19 protein-coding genes and 1 pseudogene are annotated in these 20,823 nt (G+C 70.5%); 8 read left to right on the top strand and 12 right to left on the bottom strand.

Annotated features, from left to right (window positions below; all coding sequences use genetic code 11):
* Positions 1-123 precede the first annotated feature (123 nt).
* The 3 genes from J7E87_RS13315 to J7E87_RS13325 all read left to right on the top strand — a co-directional run bounded on the left by J7E87_RS13315 (position 124) and on the right by J7E87_RS13325 (position 3,141).
* A complete protein-coding gene (locus tag J7E87_RS13315; protein WP_215093399.1) occupies positions 124-894 on the top strand; it encodes an IclR family transcriptional regulator in 771 nt (256 codons plus the stop codon).
* Positions 895-1,371 (top strand): GNAT family N-acetyltransferase, encoded by a 477-nt coding sequence (locus J7E87_RS13320; RefSeq protein WP_215093401.1) that lies wholly within the window; start codon positions 895-897, stop codon positions 1,369-1,371. It begins immediately after the preceding gene.
* Positions 1,372-1,689: 318 nt separating this feature from the next.
* Complete coding sequence (locus tag J7E87_RS13325) at positions 1,690-3,141, top strand: penicillin-binding protein 2 (protein WP_215093402.1); 1,452 nt, start codon at positions 1,690-1,692, stop codon at positions 3,139-3,141.
* Positions 3,142-3,173: 32 nt separating this feature from the next.
* Here the strand turns inward: J7E87_RS13325 and J7E87_RS13330 are convergent, their stop codons facing one another.
* The 3 genes from J7E87_RS13330 to J7E87_RS13340 all read right to left on the bottom strand — a co-directional run bounded on the left by J7E87_RS13330 (position 3,174) and on the right by J7E87_RS13340 (position 6,961).
* A complete protein-coding gene (locus J7E87_RS13330) occupies positions 3,174-4,580 on the bottom strand; it encodes an NCS2 family permease (RefSeq protein WP_215093404.1) in 1,407 nt (468 codons plus the stop codon).
* 276 nt (positions 4,581-4,856) lie between these two features.
* Positions 4,857-6,020 carry a hypothetical protein gene (locus tag J7E87_RS13335; protein ID WP_215093406.1) on the bottom strand — a complete coding sequence of 388 codons (1,164 nt, stop codon included), beginning with the start codon at positions 6,018-6,020 and terminating at the stop codon, positions 4,857-4,859.
* Positions 6,017-6,961: a 5-dehydro-4-deoxyglucarate dehydratase gene (locus J7E87_RS13340; RefSeq protein ID WP_215093408.1), complete on the bottom strand. Its 945-nt coding sequence runs from the start codon at positions 6,959-6,961 to the stop codon at positions 6,017-6,019. The genes J7E87_RS13335 and J7E87_RS13340 overlap by 4 nt, the downstream gene beginning before the upstream one ends.
* A gap of 239 nt (positions 6,962-7,200) precedes the next feature.
* On the opposite strand from J7E87_RS13340, the gene J7E87_RS13345 reads away from it, so the two are divergent.
* The 3 genes from J7E87_RS13345 (at position 7,201) to J7E87_RS13355 (ending at position 9,606) form a co-directional block, all read left to right on the top strand.
* The gene (locus J7E87_RS13345; protein WP_215093411.1) at positions 7,201-8,025 is read left to right on the top strand and encodes an NAD(P)-dependent oxidoreductase; all 825 of its coding nucleotides are present in this window, start codon (positions 7,201-7,203) and stop codon (positions 8,023-8,025) included.
* An 87-nt stretch (positions 8,026-8,112) separates the two neighbouring features.
* Positions 8,113-8,331 carry a hypothetical protein gene (locus J7E87_RS13350; RefSeq protein WP_215093413.1) on the top strand — a complete coding sequence of 73 codons (219 nt, stop codon included), beginning with the start codon at positions 8,113-8,115 and terminating at the stop codon, positions 8,329-8,331.
* Between the two features lie 72 nt (positions 8,332-8,403).
* Complete coding sequence (locus J7E87_RS13355; protein WP_215093415.1) at positions 8,404-9,606, top strand: TerD family protein; 1,203 nt, start codon at positions 8,404-8,406, stop codon at positions 9,604-9,606.
* Between the two features lie 57 nt (positions 9,607-9,663).
* Here J7E87_RS13355 and J7E87_RS13360 read toward each other — a convergent pair whose 3' ends face one another.
* From J7E87_RS13360 to J7E87_RS13375, 4 genes and pseudogenes are all read right to left on the bottom strand, one after another.
* Entirely contained in the window at positions 9,664-9,894 is a 231-nt protein-coding gene (locus tag J7E87_RS13360; protein ID WP_215093417.1) for a hypothetical protein, read from the bottom strand.
* Positions 9,895-9,933: 39 nt separating this feature from the next.
* Positions 9,934-10,367: pseudogene (locus tag J7E87_RS13365) on the bottom strand (pyridoxal-phosphate dependent enzyme); the annotation flags it as partial.
* Between the two features lie 402 nt (positions 10,368-10,769).
* Positions 10,770-12,239, bottom strand: coding sequence for an alkaline phosphatase PhoX (locus J7E87_RS13370; protein ID WP_215093419.1), 1,470 nt, complete (start codon positions 12,237-12,239; stop codon positions 10,770-10,772).
* Between the two features lie 351 nt (positions 12,240-12,590).
* Positions 12,591-14,045 carry a hypothetical protein gene (locus tag J7E87_RS13375; protein WP_215093421.1) on the bottom strand — a complete coding sequence of 485 codons (1,455 nt, stop codon included), beginning with the start codon at positions 14,043-14,045 and terminating at the stop codon, positions 12,591-12,593.
* Between the two features lie 274 nt (positions 14,046-14,319).
* Between J7E87_RS13375 and J7E87_RS13380 the strand changes: the two genes are divergently transcribed.
* Positions 14,320-16,161, top strand: coding sequence for an endonuclease/exonuclease/phosphatase family protein (locus J7E87_RS13380; protein ID WP_215093423.1), 1,842 nt, complete (start codon positions 14,320-14,322; stop codon positions 16,159-16,161).
* Positions 16,162-16,176: 15 nt separating this feature from the next.
* On the opposite strand, the gene J7E87_RS13385 is transcribed toward J7E87_RS13380, so the two are convergent.
* On the bottom strand, positions 16,177-16,896 hold the full coding sequence (locus J7E87_RS13385; protein ID WP_215093425.1) for an antibiotic biosynthesis monooxygenase: 720 nt from the start codon (positions 16,894-16,896) through the stop codon (positions 16,177-16,179).
* 207 nt (positions 16,897-17,103) lie between these two features.
* On the opposite strand from J7E87_RS13385, the gene dapA reads away from it, so the two are divergent.
* A complete protein-coding gene (dapA, locus tag J7E87_RS13390) occupies positions 17,104-18,018 on the top strand; it encodes a 4-hydroxy-tetrahydrodipicolinate synthase (protein WP_215093427.1) in 915 nt (304 codons plus the stop codon).
* Here dapA and dapD read toward each other — a convergent pair.
* The 4 genes from dapD to J7E87_RS13410 all read right to left on the bottom strand — a co-directional run bounded on the left by dapD (position 18,015) and on the right by J7E87_RS13410 (position 20,724).
* Entirely contained in the window at positions 18,015-19,016 is a 1,002-nt protein-coding gene (gene dapD, locus J7E87_RS13395) for a 2,3,4,5-tetrahydropyridine-2,6-dicarboxylate N-succinyltransferase (protein WP_215093429.1), read from the bottom strand. The two genes, dapA and dapD, sit on opposite strands and share 4 nt — an antisense overlap.
* A gap of 419 nt (positions 19,017-19,435) precedes the next feature.
* On the bottom strand, positions 19,436-19,972 hold the full coding sequence (locus J7E87_RS13400; RefSeq protein ID WP_215093431.1) for a TetR/AcrR family transcriptional regulator: 537 nt from the start codon (positions 19,970-19,972) through the stop codon (positions 19,436-19,438).
* Positions 19,972-20,292 (bottom strand): multidrug efflux SMR transporter, encoded by a 321-nt coding sequence (locus tag J7E87_RS13405; RefSeq protein ID WP_215093433.1) that lies wholly within the window; start codon positions 20,290-20,292, stop codon positions 19,972-19,974. The genes J7E87_RS13400 and J7E87_RS13405 overlap by 1 nt, the downstream gene beginning before the upstream one ends.
* 66 nt (positions 20,293-20,358) lie before the next feature.
* Positions 20,359-20,724 (bottom strand): VOC family protein, encoded by a 366-nt coding sequence (locus tag J7E87_RS13410; protein ID WP_215093435.1) that lies wholly within the window; start codon positions 20,722-20,724, stop codon positions 20,359-20,361.
* Positions 20,725-20,823: the final 99 nt, after the last annotated feature.

The raw sequence follows: 20,823 nt of genomic DNA on the forward strand, positions 1-20,823 counted from the left end.
CCTTTCCGGTCTACTGCCACCCATCAGGGCTTTTGTTCGGTATTCTGAACAAAGTTCCTGATGGTGAATCTGTGGGGACTCTATTTCCGGGCGTTCTGCGCGGTCAAGAAGGGGCGAAGAGCAATGTCAGCTGCGGATTCCGGTGGGGCACAGGTCAAATCCGCGGTGCGGACGGTGGAATTGCTCGAATACTTCGCCGGACGCCCCGGCATGCACTCTCTCGCCGCCGTCCAGGAGGCGGTCGGCTACCCCAAGTCCAGCCTCTACATGCTGCTGCGCACACTGGTCGAGCTCGGCTGGGTGGAGACGGACGCGACAGGCACGCGGTACGGCATCGGCGTACGGGCCCTGCTGGTGGGCACCTCGTACATCGACGGCGACGAGGTCGTGGCAGCTGCCCGGCCCACCCTGGACCGGCTCTCCGACGACACCACGGAAACCATCCACCTCGCGCGCCTCGACGGCACCAATGTCGTCTATCTCGCCACCCGCCAGTCGCAGCACTACCTGCGCCCCTTCACCCGCGTCGGCCGGCGGCTGCCCGCGCACTCCACCTCGCTGGGCAAGGCGCTGCTCGCCACCCACAGCGACGAGCAGGTGCGCAAGATGCTGCCGGAGACCATGGCGTCGCTGACCGAGCACACGATCACCGACCGCGAGAAGCTCATCGAGGAGCTGCACATGATCCGCGAGCAGGGCTATGCCGTGGACCGCGAGGAGAACACTCTTGGACTGCGCTGCTTCGGCATCGCGATCCCGTACCGCACGCCGGCGCGGGACGCGATCAGCTGCTCGGTTCCGGTCGCGCGGCTCACCCCCGGCCATGAGCAGATGATCAAGGACGCGCTCTTCGACGCGCGTGACCGGCTGACGCTGGCGACCAGGAGGCTCTGAGTGGCCCCGCATGTCACCCTCCGCGAGGTGACCGACAGTGATCTGCCGGACTTCTTCCGGCACATGAGCGATCCCGAGTCGAACCGGATGGCCGCCTTCACCGCCAAGGACCCCACCGACCGGGCCGCCTTCGACGCGCACTGGGTGCGGATCCGGGCCTCGGACGCCGTCACACGGACCGTTCTCGCCGACGGCGTGGTCGTGGGCCACGCCGCGGTGTACGGACCGGCCGAGGAGCGCGAGGTGACGTACTGCATCGACCGCGGGTACTGGGGCAGGGGCATCGCCACCGCCGCTCTTCTGGCCCTGCTCGAGCTCGTACCGAAGCGGCCGCTGGCCGCCCGCACTGCCGCCGACAACGCCGGCTCGATCCGGGTCCTGGAGAAGTGCGGTTTCACCGTCATCGGCAACGACCGGGGTTTCGCCAACGCCCGCGGCGCGGAAATCGACGAGCTGCTCCTCATCCTCACCCGCTGACCGGTCACCGCCGTGCGGCGGAGGAGGATCGTCTCGGGGCAGATCGTCTCGGGGCAGAAGGTGCGGGACGCCCCCGCCCGGGAGCGTCGGGGGCATGGCACAGACACCTCGTGGCCGTCGCAGGCAGCGTCACGGTCCTGATGGACGGCGTGCCCGGGACTGCACCCGGGCGGTGATCGCGGCGTACGAGCCGGGATTCATCACGCCGCGCTGAAGCGCGGACATGCACATGCCTACATGCACAAGTTCACATGAGGAATTCCTGAGAAGGCTGTCGGCGGGGAACGTCACCCCCGCCCCCTTCGTCCCTACTACGGGATGAACAAGACGATCAGGAACGCCGCGGTCTTCAGTCTGCTGCTCGTGCTCGCCCTGCTGGTGCGGGCGAGCTGGGTGCAGGGCTACAAGGCCCAGGCTCTCGCGGACGACAGCCACAACCGGCGGAAAATCATCGCGCAGTACGCGCAGCCGCTCGGCGACATCATCGTGGCCGGATCACCGGTCACCGGCTCGAAAGAGACGCAGGGCAGTGATCTCGCCCACAAGCGCACATACACCGACGGCTCGCTCTACTCGGCGGTCACGGGCTACAGCTCGCAGGCGTACGGCGCGACCCAGCTGGAGGGCATCTACAGCCATGTCCTCGACGGCACCGACACTCGGCTGAAGAACCCGGTCGACGCGCTCACCGGGAAGCAGCAGGAGCCCGGCGATGTGCTCACCACCATCGATCCGGCGGTGCAGAAGGCGGGCTACGAGGCGCTCGGCGACAAGAAGGGCGCGGCCGTCGCCATCGACCCGAAGACCGGGAAGATCCTGGGGGTGGTCAGCACACCCTCGTACGACCCGTCGAAGATCAGCGGGGTGAGCGACGGCGACGCCTGGAAGAAGCTGCTGGCCGACGAGGACAAGCCGCTGGTCAACCGGGCACTGCGGCAGCCGCTGCCGCCCGGCTCGACCTTCAAGCTGGTGGTCGCGGCGGCCGCGCTGGAGGACGGTCTCTACGGCTCGGTGGACACCAGGACTGACAGCCCCGACCCGTACACCCCGCCCGGCACGACCAGGCCCCTGGAGAACGAGAACAAGTCCGCTCCCTGCGAGAACGCGAGCATCCGCGTCGCGCTCCAGTACTCCTGTAACAACGTCTTCGGGAAGCTGGCCGTCGACCTCGGCCAGGACAAGGTCAAGGCCATGGCGGAGAGGTTCGGCTTCAACAACGACAAGCTCGATGTGCCGGTACGCGCCAGCAAGAGCGTCTTCCCGTCCGGGATGGACAGGCCGTCGACGGCCTACAGCGGCATCGGCCAGTTCGAAGTCACGGCGACCCCGCTGCAGATGGCCATGGTCTCGGCGGCCATCGCCGACGACGGCGTCATGCAGTCGCCGCACATGGTCTCCAAGGTCGTGGACGCGGACGGCGACACGCTCCAGTCCTACGAGGACGCCGCATCGAAGCGGATCGTCTCCTCCTCGACCGCCGAGCAGCTGCGCAGCGCGATGGTGACGGTGGTGGACGAGGGCACCGGGTCCAACGCGCGGATCGACGGCGCCGAGGTCGGCGGCAAGACGGGCACTGCCCAGCACGGCGAGAACAACAGCCGGACGCCGTACGCCTGGTTCACCTCCTACGCCAAGGACTCGTCCACCGGCAAGGAGATCGCGGTCGCTGTCGTGGTCGAGGACTCGGGCGCGGCCCGCTCGGAGGTCAGTGGCAACAGCCTGGCCGCGCCCGTCGCGAAGAAGATGATGGCCGCGGCCCTCAACGGCTGACTTCGGCTGCCGGCAGCTGAACCGGCCGTTCGCTAATTGACGCCGAGGAGCTGCTCGATCGGGTCGATCGCGAAGTAGACCGCGAACAGCGCGGACGTGCCCCACAGCAGCCAGTGCACTTCACGCGCCTTGCCGAGCACCGCCTTGATGACGACGTAGGCGATGAAGCCGGCGCCGATGCCGTTGGTGATGGAGTACGTGAAGGGCATGACCGCGATCGTCAGGAAGGCCGGGATGGCGATCTCGTAGCGCTCCCAGTCGATGTGCCGTACCTGCGCCATCAGCAGGAAGCCGACCGCCACGAGCGCGGGTGCGGCGGCCTGCGCGGGCACGACGGTGGCCAGCGGGGTGAGGAAGAGGGCGAGGCCGAAGAGCGCGCCGGTGACCACCGAGGCGAGTCCGGTGCGGGCGCCCTCGCCGACGCCGGCCGCCGATTCGATGTACGAGGTGTTGGAGGAGGCGGATGCCGCGCCGCCCGCCACGGCGGCGGCGCCGTCGATGAGCAACACCCGGCCGATGTTGGGGACCTTGCCGCTCTCGTCGAGCAGACCGGCCTCGCTGGAGATGCCGACGACCGTGCCCATGGTGTCGAAGAAGTCGCTCAGTATGAGGGTGAAGACCAGCAGGACGATCGTGACGACGCCGATCTGCTCGAAGGCGCCGAAGAGGCTGAAGGAGCCGACGAGCCCGAAGTCGGGGGCGGCCACGATGTCGTCCGGTACGGACGGGACGGTCAGGCCCCAGGCGAGCGGGGCGATGCCGGCTATCTCGTTGATGACGATCGCGACGACGGTCATCACGACGATGGAGATGAGGATCGCGCCCTTCACCTTGCGGGCCATCAGCGCGACGGTCAGCAGCACGCCGAGACAGAAGACCAGGACGGGCCAGCCGGAGAGGTGACCGCTCGCGCCGAGCTGGACGGGGACGGAGCCGGTGTCGCCGGGTATGCGGGTGGCGAAGCCCGCGTCCACGAAGCCGATGAACGCGATGAACAGACCGATGCCGACGCTGATGGCCTGCTTGAGCGAGCCCGGGATGGCGTGCATGACAGCCTCGCGCAGTCCGCTGACGACCAGCACGCAGATGAGGATTCCCTCGATGACCACCAGGCCCATCGCGTCGGGCCAGCTCATCAGGGGCGCGATCTGGAAGGCGACGACGGCGTTGAGGCCGAGTCCGGCGGCGATGGCGAGCGGCAGATTGCCGCCGAGCCCCATGATCACGGTCATCACGGCGGCCACCAGGGCGGTGGAGGTGACCAGTTGGGGACCGGAGAGATGGGCGCCGAACTTGTCCTCGGCGCTGCCCAGGATGATCGGATTGAGAACGAGAATGTAGGCCATCGTGAAGAACGTGGCGAAGCCGCCACGGATCTCCCGCGCGAAGGTCGAACCTCGTGCGCTGATGTGGAAGTACCGGTCGACCTGTGCGGACATGGCTCTCCTCGGGGGGGATCCTGCTGGCGGGTAGCTGGATTGTTCCCCTGTGAAGAGCGTTTCAGGTTATGACGGTGTTACGTCACGTCCGCCCGGCACTTGATCGTCCGGGGCCGCCCGGACCGACGGTCCCGGCCGTCCCGCTCAACCCGCGTATGGATCGGGGCTGTTGCCCCGGCGGGCGAGAAAGGCGGGCGGGGAACGGGTGCTCGGTCATGCTTCGTCCTCCTGGGGCAAGGGGCGGTAGGGGAACAAGCCCTGCCCGGGGGTCGGGCCTCACCCCACGCGGGACAGCGCGTCCGGCACCAGCGCCAGGTCCGCGTCCGACGCCAGCCCCGCATGGTAGAGCCGCAGCTCGGTCGCCCCGAGATCCGCCGCTCCGGCCGCGTCGTCCGCAAGCGTGCCCGGGCTGCCTCCCATGCCGCTGACCACCGTGAGGTTCGCGGCCAGCACAGCACCCTGCACGCCCTGCTCGGCGAACGGCGCGAGTGCCCGCGCGCCGCCCGCGCACGGTACGACCACGCCGTCCGCGACGGACAGGATGTGTGCCGGGTCGACGCCCGCGTTCGCCCCGCAGTGGTGCGCGACGGGGTCGGCGTGCAGCAGCACCTGGAAGCCCCGCGGCGCGGCGGCCCGCACCGCGGCGACGGCGGCCTCCTGGAGCGTCCGGGCCGTCCGCGTCCGGAAGTCGACAGTCGCGGCGGCCAGTTCGGTGCCGAGCAGCTCCTCGACGGCGGCGTCGGCGGACGCGGCACCCGCCCAGACCGGCTCCAGGGCGCCCCGTACCGCGGCGGCCAGCAGATTCGGCTCCAGCCCCTGTTGTGCGTAGCCGTCGCGGCAGGCGGTGCAGAAGCACAGCGACATCAGATACTGCGCCGCGTCACCCAGGCCCACGCCCGCGATCTTGTCGTGGGCGTGCAGATGCGCGAGGCCGTACCAGCCGCAGGACTCCAGCTCGGTGCCACGCGTGCCCGGACGGGTCGCCGCCTCGGCCGCCAGATCCGTTACCAGAGCGCGTACGGCGGGCTGCGCGATGCAGGGTGCCCAGGGGTAGCGGTCGCCGTACGCGTTGACGACGGAGGTGTCCGGATGCTCGGCGCCGAGGCGGGAGTTGTGGGCGAGGACCACCCAACTGTGGACCTCGACTCCGGCGTCGGCCAGCGCCGCTGCGGCCTCGCCGTAAGCGTCGCCCGGGGCCCAGTCCCCCGCGGTGTACGGGCGCAGCTCGCGCCCCGCCCAGCGCTCCTCGTCGACCTCGTAGAGCACGGCGGCGTGCTGCGCGATGACGATCCGGTGCCGGGGGTGGCGCGGGGTCAGGGCGCGTGTGGAGTGGTAGGCGGCGGCGAGAGTGACCTGCTGGACGCCGAGGTCCGCGATACGGGCGGCGGCGTCCGGGTCGCCGACGACGTCCCAGGGGTACAGGAAGGCGGAGGTCTTCACGCACCGTCCTTCAGGAGGGCGCGGCCGCGCTCGATGAGCGCCGCCAGGGCTTTGATGTGGACGTCGAGGGGTTCGCTCAGGGGTGACCGCACGTCGCCGACGTCGAGGCCGCCGAGGCGTACGCCCGCCTTGACGAGCGAGACGGCGTAGCCGCGGCCGAGATTGCGCAGCTCCACGAGCGGCACATAGAAGCCGTCGAGCAGCCGGTTGACAGTCTTGTCGTCGCCGGTCATCAGCGCTCGGTAGAAGGCGAGCGCGATGTCGGGGGCGAAGGCGAACACGGCGGAGGAGTACAGGGTGATGCCGATGCCGCGGTAGGCGAGGCCGGTGAGTTCGGCGGTGGGCAGCCCGTTGAAGTAGAGGAAGTCGTGGTCGGGCAGGTCTCGGCGGACGGCACCGACGATGCGCTGCATCAGGTCGAGGTCGCCGTAGCCGTCCTTGAGGCCGATGATGCCGTCCACCTGGGCGAGTTCGACGACGGCCTCAGGGGTGAAGACGGCGTTGTCGCGCTGGTAGACGATGACGTCGAGGGAGGTCGCCGCGGTGAGCGCGGCGTAGTGGCGCAGCAGCCCGGCCTGGTCGGCGACGACGAGATACGGCGGCATGGCGAGCAGTCCGTCGGCGCCCGCCGCTTCGGCGATCCGCGCGTACTGGACGGCGAGTGCGGTGCCGTAGCCCGCGCCCGCCACGACGGGCACCTCGCCGGCTGTCTCCGCGACGGCGGCGGCGACGCACTCGCCGAACTCCTCGGGGGTCAGGGCGTGGAACTCGCCCGTGCCGCAGCACGCGAAGACCGCGGCCGCGCCGGAGTCGATGCCGCTTCTCACATGGGCGCGGAAGACATCGAGGTCGAGAGCGCCGTCCGGTCCGTACGCGGTGACGGGGAAGAACAGCGGTCCTTGGACCCGGGTGAGCCGGGCGGCGAGCGGGGCTGAGGTCACGGGCGCTCCCTGGGCCGTGCACCGAGCCTGCGGACCCGTGCACAATTCTGATCGACGTCCATATCCCTGAACGCAGTCAAGCTATGGCAGCCACATCGCCCGGGTCAAGACGGAAAACCGCAACTCAGAGGCGGAGTCGGCTACTCCGCGCCACACTTGACGGTGTCGGGACCGCTCCCTAGCTTGTCCATGCATGTGAATGCCGTCTACGGACCTGAGCATTTCAAGGAGATCCATCCATGCCCGCTCCCCGCACAGTCCTGCTCACCGGCGCCGCCGGCGGCCTCGGCACCCTGATGCGGGGGCTGCTGCCCGCGTACGGCTACGAGCTCCGTCTCTTCGACGCCACCCCCATAGAGGGAGTGCCGGACGCGATCACCGCGGACCTCGGCGACAAGGGAGCGCTGCGCGAGGCGGTACAGGGCGTCGACGCGATCATCCACCTCGCGGGCATCTCCCTGGAAGCCCCCTTCGAGAAGATCCTCCGCTCGAACATCGAAGGAACCTTCAACCTCTACGAGGCGGCCCGCGAAGAGGGCGTCGGCCGGATCGTCTTCGCCTCCAGCAACCACGCCGTCGGCTTCACTCCGCGGCCGCGGGGCGAGGCGCCCTTCCCGCCCGACGCGCTGATCCCCATCGACACCCCGCGCCGGCCCGACACCTACTACGGCCTGTCCAAGTGCTTCGGCGAGGACCTGGCGCAGCTCTACTGGGACCTGCACGGCCTGGAAACCGTCTCGGTACGCATCGGCTCCTGCTTCATGGAGCCGACTTCGGTACGGATGCTGTCGGTCTGGATGAGCCCCGGCGACGGCGCCCGCCTCTTCCACGCCGCGCTCACCGCCGAGAGCGTCGGCCACAGCGTCGTCTACGGCTCTTCCGCCAACACCCGTCTGTGGTGGGATCTTTCGACGGCGCGGGCGCTGGGCTACGAGCCGCAGGACGACTCCGAGCAGTACGCCGAGAAGCTCGTCGCGCAGCAGGGTGAGCTCGACCCGGACAACCCCGACCACGCGCATCTGGGCGGCCACTTCACCACCAACCCGCCCCAATGGCCGTACTGAGCGGCGGGCCCGGCAAGCACTTGCGGGGGCGCCGGTCCCGCATATTTCACGTGCTGCAGGTGTCGCCAATCGGCCAGGATGTCGGCCATGGCCAGGCCCTTCGGATTCAGTTATGCGCAGCACGGCGACGGCAGCGTCGTCATCACCCACCGCGGCCGCGCGGCCGCCACCCTGCGCGGTGCCCGCGCCGAGAAGTTCCTGGCCGAGGTGGAGTCGTCGGACGCCCAGCTCGTGATGGCCCGCTGGACAGGTGCGTACAAATTCGGCAATGAGCGCACGGCCCGGAATCACCCGCGCAACCGATAAAGGTGGTGAAGAAGGTGAAGGAGGTGAAGAAGGTAAGGGAACGGTAAAGCGGCCTCACTCGTTACCCCTGGCATGACAGTTATGACCCCCGGCTCGAACATCCCTCTCGCCGTCACCCGCGTGGCGGTGGACGTCACCGCTCCGGTGCGGCTCGACGTATCGGGCCTGCTGCTCACCGCCGACGGCAAGGTGCGCTCCGACGACGACTTCATCTTCTACAACCAGCCGACGGGCCCCGGCGTCAGCCATCGCTCCGGCGGGGGCAGCGCCCCCGACGCGATCGTGGTGGACACCTCCTCCGTCCCGCCCGGCATCGAGAAGATCGTCGTCACGGCGAGCCCGGACGCCGCGGGGCAGAGCTTCCAGGGCATCGAGCCGACCGCCACCATCCGCAGCGCCGACGACGGCAGCGCGCTCGCCACCTTCACCCCGCCGCAGCTCGGCGCCGAGACCGCGCTCGTCGTCGTGGAGATCTATCTGCGCAACGGCGTCTGGAAGGCCCGTGCGGTCGGCCAGGGCTATGCGAACGGGCTGGCGGGCATCGCCACGGACTTCGGCGTCTCCGTCGACGAGGAGCCCGCCACGGCCCCCGCACCGGCCGCTCCGCCGACGCCGGTCGCGCCTGCTGCCCCGGTCGACCCGCGTCTCGCCGCGCCGGCGCCGCCCGCGCCGCCGGCCGCTCCCGCGCCCGGCGCCGGGAAGATCAACCTGGACAAGGGCCGGGTGAGCCTTCAGAAGAATCAGACGGTCTCGCTGGTCAAGGGCGGCCGCCCGCTGCTCTCCCAGGTCAAGATGGGCCTCGGCTGGGAGCCCGCGTACCGCGGGAAGGACATCGACCTCGACGCCTCCGTGATCGCGTACGGCCCCAACCGCAACCACCTGGACAGCTGCTACTTCGGCAAGCTGTCGATCCTGAACGGCGCGATCAAGCACTCCGGCGACAACCTGACGGGTGAGGGCGCGGGCGACGACGAGGTGATCGTCGTGGATCTCGGCCGGCTGCCGGCGGAGGCGACGGGACTGGTCTTCACCGTCAACTCGTTCTCGGGACAGAAGTTCACCGAGGTCGCCAAGGCTTACTGCCGGCTGATCGACGCGGCGACGGGCGAGGAGCTGGTCCGCTTCGATCTGACCGGCGCGGAGCCGCAGACCGGCGTGATGATGGCCAAGCTGATCAAGCAGTTCTCGGGCGAATGGGACATGACCGCCATAGGCGATTTCGTGAAGTCCCGCACGGTGCGCGGCATGGTCAAGCCCGCGGCAAAGGCGCTGTGACCGACGCCGCCGGGCCCGCCATCCGATGAGTGGTGGCGGACCCGGGGGCCACGGTCCTCAGAGTTTGGCCAGTTTGGAGTACGGGCTCAGGATTCTCCCCTGACGCCCGGAGAAGTCGACGAGCACAGCTGCGTTGTCGCCCTCGACTGCGATGACTCTTCCGAGTCCGAATTGGTCGTGCGAGACCCGGTCGCCCACTTCGTACTGCTCAATCGGCGGGGCAGCCGCGGCCGGTTTGTTGAAGGGACTGGAGGGCAGGTAACGCCGGGATCCGGCTGACTTTGTCATTACCTGGAGTATGCGCCCTCAGGGCCCCGCCACGCCACGTCAGAAGAGGACCCTGTAGGCATTGAGTGCGGGCTGACCGCCGAGATGTGCGTAAAGTACCGTCGAATCGGACCCGATCTCACGGCATGTGACCAGGCGGATCAGCCCTGCCATCGGCCTCCCCCTCGTACACCGGATCGGTCGCCATCCCCATCGGTGCGGGCGGCGAGCCGCATCGCCTCCAGCGTCGTGTCGTCCGCAATGCCGCATGTGCCCGCGTGGTACCGCTCTTCCGTTCGATGTCCGCGTCCCGCAGCTCACGCTCCACCCCGATGAGTGAGGCGGCGTTCCGCCTGATCCCCCGATCTGGCGCGCTCCGGCGCCGCGGAGGCGTCGACGCCGATCACCCGCCGCGGCAGGCGACCCGCCTCTTCGAGCGCCGCGAAGCCCGCGACCATCCCGGCCCGCGTGATTCCGGTCACCGAGCACACCAGGCGTAAGCAGCGGCACGGCGGCGCGGGCGGCCGGCTCGTGCATGGCGCGTACGACGACCGCGGCCTCACGCACGGCACGTGGGTCGAGGCTGGTGACCCGGGCATAGCTCTGCGGCTCGGTCTCGACGAGCCCTTCCTCGCCGAGCCGCGCGAGCGCCGCACCGGGGCGCTGGAGAGCCCCGAGCCGCTCCGCGAGCGGCCTCGCGCACGGGGGTCCCCCGGCGCGGTCCCCGGGCGGGAGCTCGCCCCGCACGATGGCGTCGCGGACGGCCGCGTACGCCGTGTCGCGCAGCAGGGTCCGCTGTATCGGCCGCAGCGCCCCCATGAACTGAAATGTCAGATGTCAGTTCATGGGAGCACAACGGCCTCGGCAGGCAGCCGGCGTCGGTGCCAGTGCCGGGGTCAGTCGCGGTGCGACTGGCGCTTCCAGGGGCCCGTGATCGCGAACATGATGCCCGGGGTCTGGATGCTGGCGTAGAGGGTCCGGCCGTCGGGCGAGAAGACGATGCCGGCGAACTCGCTGAAGTCCGGATCCTCGGCGCTGCCGAGGTTCAGTTCGTTGCGCGCGATCGGGTAGGTGCGTCCGCGCTCGGTCGCGCCGAAGAGGTGCTGGACGCCCGCGCCGTCCTCGGCGATCACCAGCCCGCCGTACGGCGACACGGTGATGTTGTCCGGGCCGTCGTACGCGCCGTCCTTGGACGGGTCGGGGTTGACGCCGAGCAGCACCTTCAGGGTGAGGGTGCGGCGCTTGGGGTCGTAGAACCAGACCTGGCCGTCGTGGTGGAGGGGGCTCTCGTCACGGGCGTACGAGGAGACGATGTACACGCCGCCGTCGCCCCACCACATGCCTTCGAGCTTGCGTGCGCGGGTGATGTCCTTGTCGGCGAACTGCTTGCGCACCGGGACGGTGCGGCCGTCGCGGTCCGGCACGTCGACCCAGTCCACGCCGTATACCGTGCCGATCTTCGTGGCGCGGGACAGGTCGTCGACGAAGCGGCCGCCGGAGTCGTAGCACTTGGCGGCCTGGAGGACGCCCGCGTCGTCGGCGAGGTGCCTCAGGTGGCCGCGGCCGTGCTTGAAGCCGTGCGGCGGGACCCAGCGGTAGAGCAGGCCGTTGGGGGTGTCGGCGTCCTCGGTCAGATAGAGGTGGGCGCGCTTGGGGTCGACGACGACGGCCTCGTGGGCGTACCGGCCGAGTGCCTTGATGGGCCGGGGCTCCCGGTTGGCACGGCGGTCGCAGGGGTCGACCTCGAAGACATAGCCGTGGTCCTTGGTCATGCCGTTCTGGCCGGCGCGGTCCTCGGTCTCCTCGCAGGTGAGCCAGGTGCCCCAGGGGGTGCTGCCGCCCGCGCAGTTCTGCGAGGTGCCCGCGATGCCGACCCACTGGGCGACCTCGCCACTGCGGTGGGTCTCCACGACCGTGCAGCCGCCGGCCGCGGCGGGGTCGTAGACGAGGCCCTCGGTGAGCGGGACCGGGTGCTTCACCTTGGTGCGGGCGCCCTTGAGCTCGTGGTTGACGACGAGGAGGGTCACTCCGCGCGGGCCTTCGAAGGCAGCGGCGCCGTCGTGCTTGGAGGGGGTGAACTCGCCCGACTCCAGCTTGGTGACGCCCGCGTGGGCGAGGACGCGGTACGAGAATCCGGCCGGCAGCGCCAGGAGCCCCTCGGGGTCGGGGATCAGAGGGCCGTAGCCGGGCCCGTGGCTGCCGTGGCCGTGCTCGCCCTGCTCGAGCCCTTGTCCGGCGATGTCGGCGCTGTCCTCGGCGGCGAGCGCGCCGGGCGCGGTGGCGAGCGAGCCGACGGCGCCGGTGAGCGCGACCCCCGCGCCGGTGAACGCGGACTGTCTGGTGAATTCCCTGCGGGTGAGCGGCATCGAGTACTCCTGAAGGCCTGAAGAGACGCATCCGGCTTGGCTGATGACGGCCTCAGACTTCCGCCCGCGCATAAACGGCACTTGAACACCTGCCGACATCCAAAGGCCCGCGGCCCATGCATATCCCCGCCGCCGGCCGCCGCGTTCCCGTCGCGGCCCACCTGACGCGGCCCACCTGACGCGGCCCACCCGACGAATCCTGCGTACCAGCACCCGCGGGCGTACCGAGGACGCGACGTCTTCGTTCAAGGTTCAAGGTTCAAGCGCACCACACGGTACGAGCGCTGACGCTCCCCGCACGGCCGGGCGGCGGACACCTCAGGGTGCCCGCCGCCGGTCGTACGACCGGGCTCAGCCGCCCGACCGTGACCGTGCCTTGAAGGCCGCCTTGCGGGCCTCCTTCGCCGCCGTCCTGTCCCGGTGCACCCTGCCCATCGCCTCCAGCACCTCCGCCGTGGCCGGGTGGTCCACCCGCCACGCCGCGTCGAAGAAGCCGCTGTGCTGACCGACCAGATCCTCCACCAGGCCCTGGAGTTCCTCCAGTTCGCCCTCCGCGTCCAGCTGCGCCGCAATCGTGTCGATCGCCAGCCAGAAGATCATCGACTCCGGCGGCGCCGGTACGTCGCTCGCGCCGCGCTCCGCCAGCCAGACCCGCGCCAGGCCGCCCAGTTCCGCGTCGTCGAGGACCGCGCGCACCGCCGGTTCGGCCTGCGGGCCCACCAGGGCCAGCGCCTGCTGGCAGTGGAGGCGGCGCAGCGGAGCGCCCGCGTCGGTGCCCCGGGCCGCGGCCAGCAGGTCACGCGCGGCGTCGGCCGGGGCACGCCGGGCGAGCCACTGTTCGGTCTCGGCCCGGGCCGCCGGCTCCGGGAACAGCGCGAGTCCGTCGAGGAGTACGTCCGCGCCCTTGTCCGCGAGATCCCCCACCGCCGGCGCGTCGATTCCCGCCTCGAGCATCCGGGCCCTGATGCCGTACAGACCGAGCGGGGTGAGCTTGACCATTCCGTACCGGGAGACATCCTCCTCGTCCACCGGCTCGACGGGCTCCTCGCCCTCCTCCGCCATCAACGCCTCGTCCACCGGCCGGTATTCGACCAGGCCGACCGGCTCGAACAGCCGGAACTGGTCGTCCAGCCGCATCATCGCCACCGACACCTGCTCAAGTACGTCGTCGGTGGGCTCGCCCATGTCGTCGGGCACGATCATCGACGCGGCGAGTGCGGGCAGCGGCACCGGCAGCTCGCCCGCGCCGCCCTCCGAGACGGTGAGCAGATAGAGGTTCCCGAGGACCCCGTCGAGGAACTCCGCCTCCGCGTCCGGGTCCCAGTCCAGCACCTCGTAGTCGATCTCGCCGTCCTCGCCGATCGCATCGGCCAGTTCGTCGAGCAGCGGCGCGATGGCGTCGGCGTGCACGGCTTCCAGGGCATCGAGCCAGATGGCGAGGATGTCCTGCGGCCCGCCGGAGGTGATCAGCGCGAGGTTCTCCCCCGCGGTGACCGTGCCGTGCTCGGCGGCGGCATCGGCGGCGTCCGGGTCCTGGACCTCCACGAGCCCGGTATCGACGGCCACGCGCCACGCCTCGCTCGCGTACGCCGGTCCGTCGCCGCCGGTGCCGAGGCCCAGCTCTTCGGCGGCCGCGGGCAGTTGCTCGTCAACGAGTTCGCCGCCTGCGCCGACCCGTGCGTCCGGCCCGGCCCAGCGGGCGAGCCGGACGGCCCTGGTCAGCAGCGGCGTGGCGAGCGCGTCCCGCGCCAGTTCCGCGTCCGGGTGCAGCCGCACCGGTGGCAGGGTGGGGCGGTCTTCGGGCATCGGGTGCTTCTCCTCGGGGCGTGCGGGTTCCGGGCGGCCCTGTGGGCGGCCCCCAGCGTAGACGTATTTCACCGGGTTTCGCCGCGCCCGGGCAGTACGCACAGGAGAGCGCCGCGCGCCTCGCCGTTCCCACTCACGGGTTCACCGTTCCGTCGGCCTGTGTACACCCGTCGACTCTTGACAACTCCCCTGTCCAACCAAGAGATTGACGCGCGTAGAACTATACGGGGAATCAGATCCCCGTCTCTCATTCCCTCACCTCCGGAGTCCCTTGATGCCTTCCTCCGTCGCACCGAGAACGGCCGCTTTCGCGGCTGTCGTCGCCGCCGCGCTGGCCGCCGGCCTGCTCGCCGGTTCCTCCGCCGCGTCCGCAGACGCCGCCTCCGCCGCCGAGGTCCGGATCCATGACATCCAGGGCTCCAGCCGGATATCCCCGCTGGCCGGCCAGCAGGTGACCCAGGTACCCGGAGTCGTCACGGGTGTACGGACCTTCGGCTCCAAGGGCTTCTGGCTCCAGGACCCGGAGGCGGACGCCAACCCCGCCACCAGCGAGGGCGTCTTCGTCTTCACCGGCTCCGCCCCGACCGTCGCCGTCGGCGACAAGGTGCTGGTCTCGGGCACGGTCACCGAGTACGTCCCGGGCGGCACGTCCTCGGGCAACCAGTCCCTGACGGAGATCAGCAAGCCGGTCGTCACCGTCGTCTCCTCCGGCAACGAACTGCCCGCACCGGTCACGGTCTCCGCGTCGGTGCCTTCGGCGTACGCCCCGGCCGGCGACGCGGCGGCGGGCAGCAGCATCAACGCCCTCCCCCTCAACCCCGGTAAGTACGCCCTGGACTACTACGAGTCGCTGGAGGGCACGAACGTACGCATCGGCACCTCCCGGGTCGTCGGCGCCACCGACCCGTTCGCGGAGCTGTGGGTGACGGTGAAGCCCTTCGAGAACCCGAACCGCCGCGGCGGCGCGGTCTACGGCTCGTACACCGCACAGAACACCGGACGGCTCCAGATCCAGTCGCTGACGCCGCTCGCCCAGAAGCCCTTCCCCAAGGCGAACGTCGGGGATGTGCTGGCCGGAACGACCGAAGGGCCCCTGGACTTCAACCAGTTCGGCGGCTACACGATCACGGCCCGCACGCTCGGAACGGTCACCGACCGCGGCCTGGAGCGTGAGTCGACGCGCGAGCAGAGGCGCGGCGAGCTGGCGGTCGCCACGTACAACGTGGAGAACCTCGACCCCTCCGACCCGCAGGCGAAGTTCGACGCGCTCGCGGCCGCCGTGGTGAACAACCTCGCCTCGCCCGACATCCTGGCCCTGGAGGAGATCCAGGACGACAACGGCGCCAAGAACGACGGCACGGTCACGGCCGGCGAAACGCTGAAGAAGTTCACCGCGGCGATCGAGGCGGCCGGCGGCCCGGCGTACGAGTCGCGGACCATCGACCCCGAGAACAACAAGGACGGCGGCGAGCCCGGCGGCAACATCCGTCAGGTCTTCCTCTTCAACCCGGAGCGGGTCTCCTTCACCGACCGGCCGGGCGGCGACTCGAAGACGGCGACCGGTGTGGTGCAGGAGCGGGGCCGGGCGGCCCTGACGCTCTCCCCCGGCCGGATCGACCCGGCGAACGCCGCCTGGGCGAACAGCCGCAAGCCGCTGGCGGGCGAGTTCACCTTCCGCGGCCGTACGGTCTTCGTGATCGCCAACCACTTCGGCTCGAAGGGCGGCGACGAGGGGCTGACCTCGCACCACCAGCCGCCGGTCCGCTCCTCGGAGACCAAGCGCCTGGAGCAGGCGCAGGCTGTCAACGCCTTCGTCAAGGACATCCTGAAGGCCGACCGCCGCGCCGACGTGCTGGTCCTCGGGGACATCAACGACTTCGAGTTCTCGCAGACGACGAAGGCCCTCACCGACGGCGGCGCGCTCCACCCGGCCGTCAAGTCGCTGCCGCGCTCGGAGCGTTACTCCTACGTCTACCAGGGCAACAGCCAGGTCCTCGACCAGATCCTGACCAGCCCGTCGATCGACGACTTCGCGTACGACAGCGTGCACATCAACGCGGAGTTCTCGGACCAGAACAGCGACCACGACCCTCAGGTGCTGCGCTTCCGTCCGTAGCCGCCTCAGCCGGTGTCACACGCCCGCGCTGAGGCTCAGCGCGGGCGTGTACCGGTTCACGCCGCCGCCACTCACGCCCGGGAAGCTCTGCACCTTCGCCCACTGCGGGGTTGTCGACCCCACCCCGTCGCCGGGCCCGGCCAGGGCCTCGCGGTGGGCCTGTGCGCTCTCCCACTCCGCGTAGTTGAGCACCCGGGTCCCGTCCACACTGATGTGGAAGTATCCGGCGATCCCGCCGGGGTGCAGGTGCGAATCGGACTCCAAAGCCTCGAAGACCCCGTCCACCCAGGCCCGCTGCCGCGCGGCGTCCGGCCCGTCGAACTCCACGTCCACGATCACGAGGCACCCGGGGACCCGCCGCTCGTCCGCTCCCAGCCCGCCGCTGCGGTAGAGCGTGTACGAGTGGATCCCGAGCCGCTCGATGCCGGGCACGGCGGCGTCGATCTCGGCGACGCGGCCGTCCCGGTGGTTGTCGGAGAAGTCCTGGGCGGCGTCCTCGTCCGTCCACTGTGTGTAGTGCAGGAGCGTCCTGCCGTCCTCGCCGATGTGGACGGTGTACGACAGCAGCCCGGCACTGGGCCAGTCCCGGCTCTGCCACGCCTTCGAGACGGCCTCGACGGCCGCCCGCTGCCGCTCGGGCGTGCCGACGTCCCAGGTGGACACCTTGACGACGCCGACGCCGGGCCGGCCGAGGTCGGGCCGGGCGTCGGGCTGCACGTTCACGGTCACGGTCATGACGAGGTCTCCTCACCGGGCGCGCCGCTGCGGTGCGCCGCTGATCACCAGCGTGAAACATGAACCATGGTTGAGGTCAACAGCGGGAGTGAGGTAATCCCGCCGGGGCTCACGCGTCGGCCAGGCCTACTGTTCAGCGCTGCTTTCACCTGACATCAAGAAGATCTAAGTGGACCTTCATGGTCTGGTCGACCGAGACTGCGGAGCATGACCACACCACGCCCGTTCGGCCGGGCCCTCTGCGCGATGATCACGCCCTTCACCGCCACCGGTGAGCTGGACCTGGACGCGGCCGGGCACCTCGCCGCCCATCTGGTGGCCGAAGGCTGCGACGGACTGGTCCTGAACGGCACCACAGGCGAGTCCCCGACCACCACCGACGCCGAGAAGACCGCGCTGGTACGGGCCGTGCGCCAGGCGGTCGGCGACAGAGCCACCGTCGTCGCGGGCGTGGGCAGCGCATCCACGCGGCACACCGTCGAGCTGGCGCGCGCGGCCGAACAGGCGGGCGCGGACGGCCTGTTGGTGGTCACGCCGTACTACAGCCGTCCGCCGCAGAGCGCGCTCGAGGCCCACTTCCGTACGGTCGCCGACGCCACCGCACTCCCCGTGATGCTCTACGACATCCCCGGCCGCACCGGCACTCGCATCGAGCCCGACACGGTCCTGCGCCTCGCCGGGCACCCCGGCATCGTCGCGGTCAAGGACTGCGCGTACGACCTGCTCGGCTCGGCCAAGGTGATCGCGCGCACCTCGCTCGCGTACTACGCGGGCTGCGAGGAGCTGAATCTGCCGCTCTACGCGGTGGGCGGCGCGGGCTTCGTCAGCACGGTCGCGAATGTCGCGCCGCGAGCGCTGCGCGCGGTGCTCGACGCGTACGACAAGGGCGCCACCGCCGAGGCCGCCCGGCTCAACGGCCTCACCCTCCCCCTGGCCGAGTTGATGATGGCGTCGGGACTGCCCGGCACGGTGACGGCGAAGGCGCTGCTGGACGCGGGCCCGGTCCGGGAACCGCTGCAGCCCGCGGGGCGCGAGGCGACCCGCGGGCTGCGCGCGGCGTACGAAGAGCTGATTGCGCAATCGGGCCCGCCAGGGGTCCCCCCGGCGGGCCCGGGCAATTAGTTGTGGCTGTGCAGGATGTCGTTGAGGCCGCCCCAGACCGCGTTGTTCGGGCGGGCCTCGACGGCACCGGTGACCGAGTTGCGGCGGAAAAGGATATTGCTCGCGCCGGAGAGCTCACGGGCCTTGACGATCTGCCCGTCGGGCATGGTGATCCGGGTGCCCGCGGTGACATACAGGCCGGCCTCGACGACGCACTCGTCGCCGAGCGCGATGCCGACGCCCGCCTCCGCGCCGATCAGGCAGCGCTCGCCGATCACGATGCGGACGTTGCCGCCGCCGGAGAGGGTGCCCATGGTGGACGCTCCGCCGCCGATGTCCGAGCCGTCGCCGATGACGACGCCCGCGGAGATTCGGCCCTCGACCATCGACGTGCCGAGCGTGCCGGCGTTGAAGTTGACGAAGCCCTCGTGCATCACGGTGGTGCCCTCGGCGAGGTGCGCGCCGAGCCGGACGCGGTCGGCGTCGGCGATGCGGACGCCCTTGGGCGCGACGTAGTCCGTCATCCGCGGGAACTTGTCGATGCTCGTCACGGCCAGGTGCAGGCCCTCGGCGCGGGCGTTCAGCCGCACCCTCTCCACCTGGTCGACGGCGACGGGTCCGAGCGAGGTCCAGGCGACATTGGAGAGCAGCCCGAAGAGACCGTCCAGGTTCTGGCCGTGCGGCTTGACCAGCCGGTGGCTCAGCAGGTGCAGGCGCAGATACGCGTCGTGCGCGTCCAGCGGCTTGTCGTCGAGCGAGGCGATGACCGTGCGGACGGCGACGACCTCGACGCCGCGGCGGGCATCCGGTCCGACGACCTTGGCGGCGCCTTCGCCGAGCAGTTCGACGGCACGCTCGGCGCTCAGCCGCTCGGTCCCGGCGGGCCCGGGCTCGGCGACGAGCTCGGGGGCGGGGAACCAGGTGTCCAGGACGTTGCCCTCGGCGGTCAGGGTGGCGAGTCCAGCGGCGACGGCGCCGGTGGTGCGAGTAGCGGTGGTGCTGTCGGGCGAGTCAGTCATAGTGAAACGCTAACCGGCAAGGGCCCGCGGGAGCGAACCGGTCTCAGTTGACGGGCGCGTGCGGAGCCTCCCGGCGGCGAGAACGGCGGCTCGGGCCGCCCCTGCGAGGACCGCGCAGGCGGGCGGGAGCAAGCCTGGTGCGGCGGCGTAGAGGGCTCCGCGCGGCGGCGGGGCGATTACCTGGCCCGCTGGGCGGAGACTCCCGCGTACAGCTTCTGGAAGCGGCCCGGCGCCTCGGATGCCGCGCCGCACGCTCTCAGGCGCACGCCGACGCCGCACCCCTGAAGCGCACCGCCGACGCCGCGCCCCCAAGCACACGGCCGACGCCGCACCGCGCCCTCTCAGGCGCACCGCCGATGCCGCACCGCACCACCTCAGGCGCACCGCCCTCAGTCGAGTCACCGGCCGCCGAATCCCCCTCAGCCGATGATCCGCGCCAGCATCTCCCGCGCGTACTCCGCCTCGTACCGAGCGTCTGTCAGCAGCACCTGCAGACACATGCCGTCCATCAACGCCACCAGCGCCCGCGCCGTGACCGGGTCGGTCCGCCGGGCCAGGGTCTCGGCGAGTTCCTCGCACCACTCCGCGGCGACCGGCCGCAACGCGGGCCGCCGCAGGGCAGCCAGATAGAGCTCGTACTCCAGCTCCACACCCGTACGCTCGCCGCCCAGCCACTCCCCCATCACCCGGGAGAGCTCCTCGGCGAGGTCGGCGTCCGGATCGACGAGCGCGCCGCTCTTCCGGACCGCCGCCGCGAACCCCTCGTTTGCCTGGCGCAACGCGGCGACCAACAGTTCGTCGAGGGAGGCGAAGTGATACGTCGTCGAGCCGAGCGGCACATCGGCCTCCGCCGCCACGGTGCGGTGGCTGAGCCCGCCGATCCCGCTCCTGCCGACCACCCGGATCGCCGCGTCGATGATGCGCTGACGCCGCTCGGGGTCGTACCGCCGGGCCATCAGTGGGCACCACCCGCGTTGAGCACCACGACGCCGACGATCACCAGCGCGATGCCCGTGAGCCTCACCAGACTGGTCGACTCACCCATGAAGATCATGCCGATGGCGGCGATCGCGGCCGTGCCGACGCCGGCCCAGATCGTGTACGCGGTGCCCACCGACATGGTCTTGAGAGTCTGGGCGAGCAGCGAGAAGGCGAGCACATAGCCCGCGACGGTGAGCAGCGAGGGCCACAGCCTGGTGAAGCCGTCGCTGTACTTCATGGCCGTCGTCCCGGCCACCTCCGCCGCGATGGCCGCGGCCAGCAGTCCGTATTCCATGCGTACGACGGTACACAACGTTGCGTACGGTTGTACGCAACACTGCCGCGCCCGGCCCACCCGCCCTTAATCGAGCAAGGTCTTCTTCGGCCGCAGCACACAGAACTCATTGCCCTCGGGGTCGGTCAGGACCACCCACGTCGCCTCGGGCCCCTGCCCGACATCCGCCCGCCGCGCCCCGAGCCCGATGATCCTCTCGACCTCGGCGGCCTGGTCGTCCGGTGTGAGGTCGATGTGCAGCCGGTTCTTCACGGTCTTGCCCTCGGCCACAGGCACGAAGGTGATCCCCGGCAGGGTCGACTCGTCGGCCCCGATGACGATTTCGTCATCGGCCTCGAAGACCACCCTCCAGTTCAGGACCCGGCTCCAGAAGCGGGCGAGCGCCGGCAGATCGTGGGCGTCGACGACGACGGTGTACAGCGAAACGGCCATGCCCGCCAGTGTGCCTGGCGGGCATGGCCGCTTCGTGGAACTCGGCGGAGCCGGGTCTTGGAGGGCCGGTCTCGGACACCTGACCTCAGGACGGCCGGA

Source organism: Streptomyces sp. ISL-1 (assembly GCF_018614585.1).
GTDB lineage: Bacteria > Actinomycetota > Actinomycetes > Streptomycetales > Streptomycetaceae > Streptomyces > Streptomyces maoxianensis.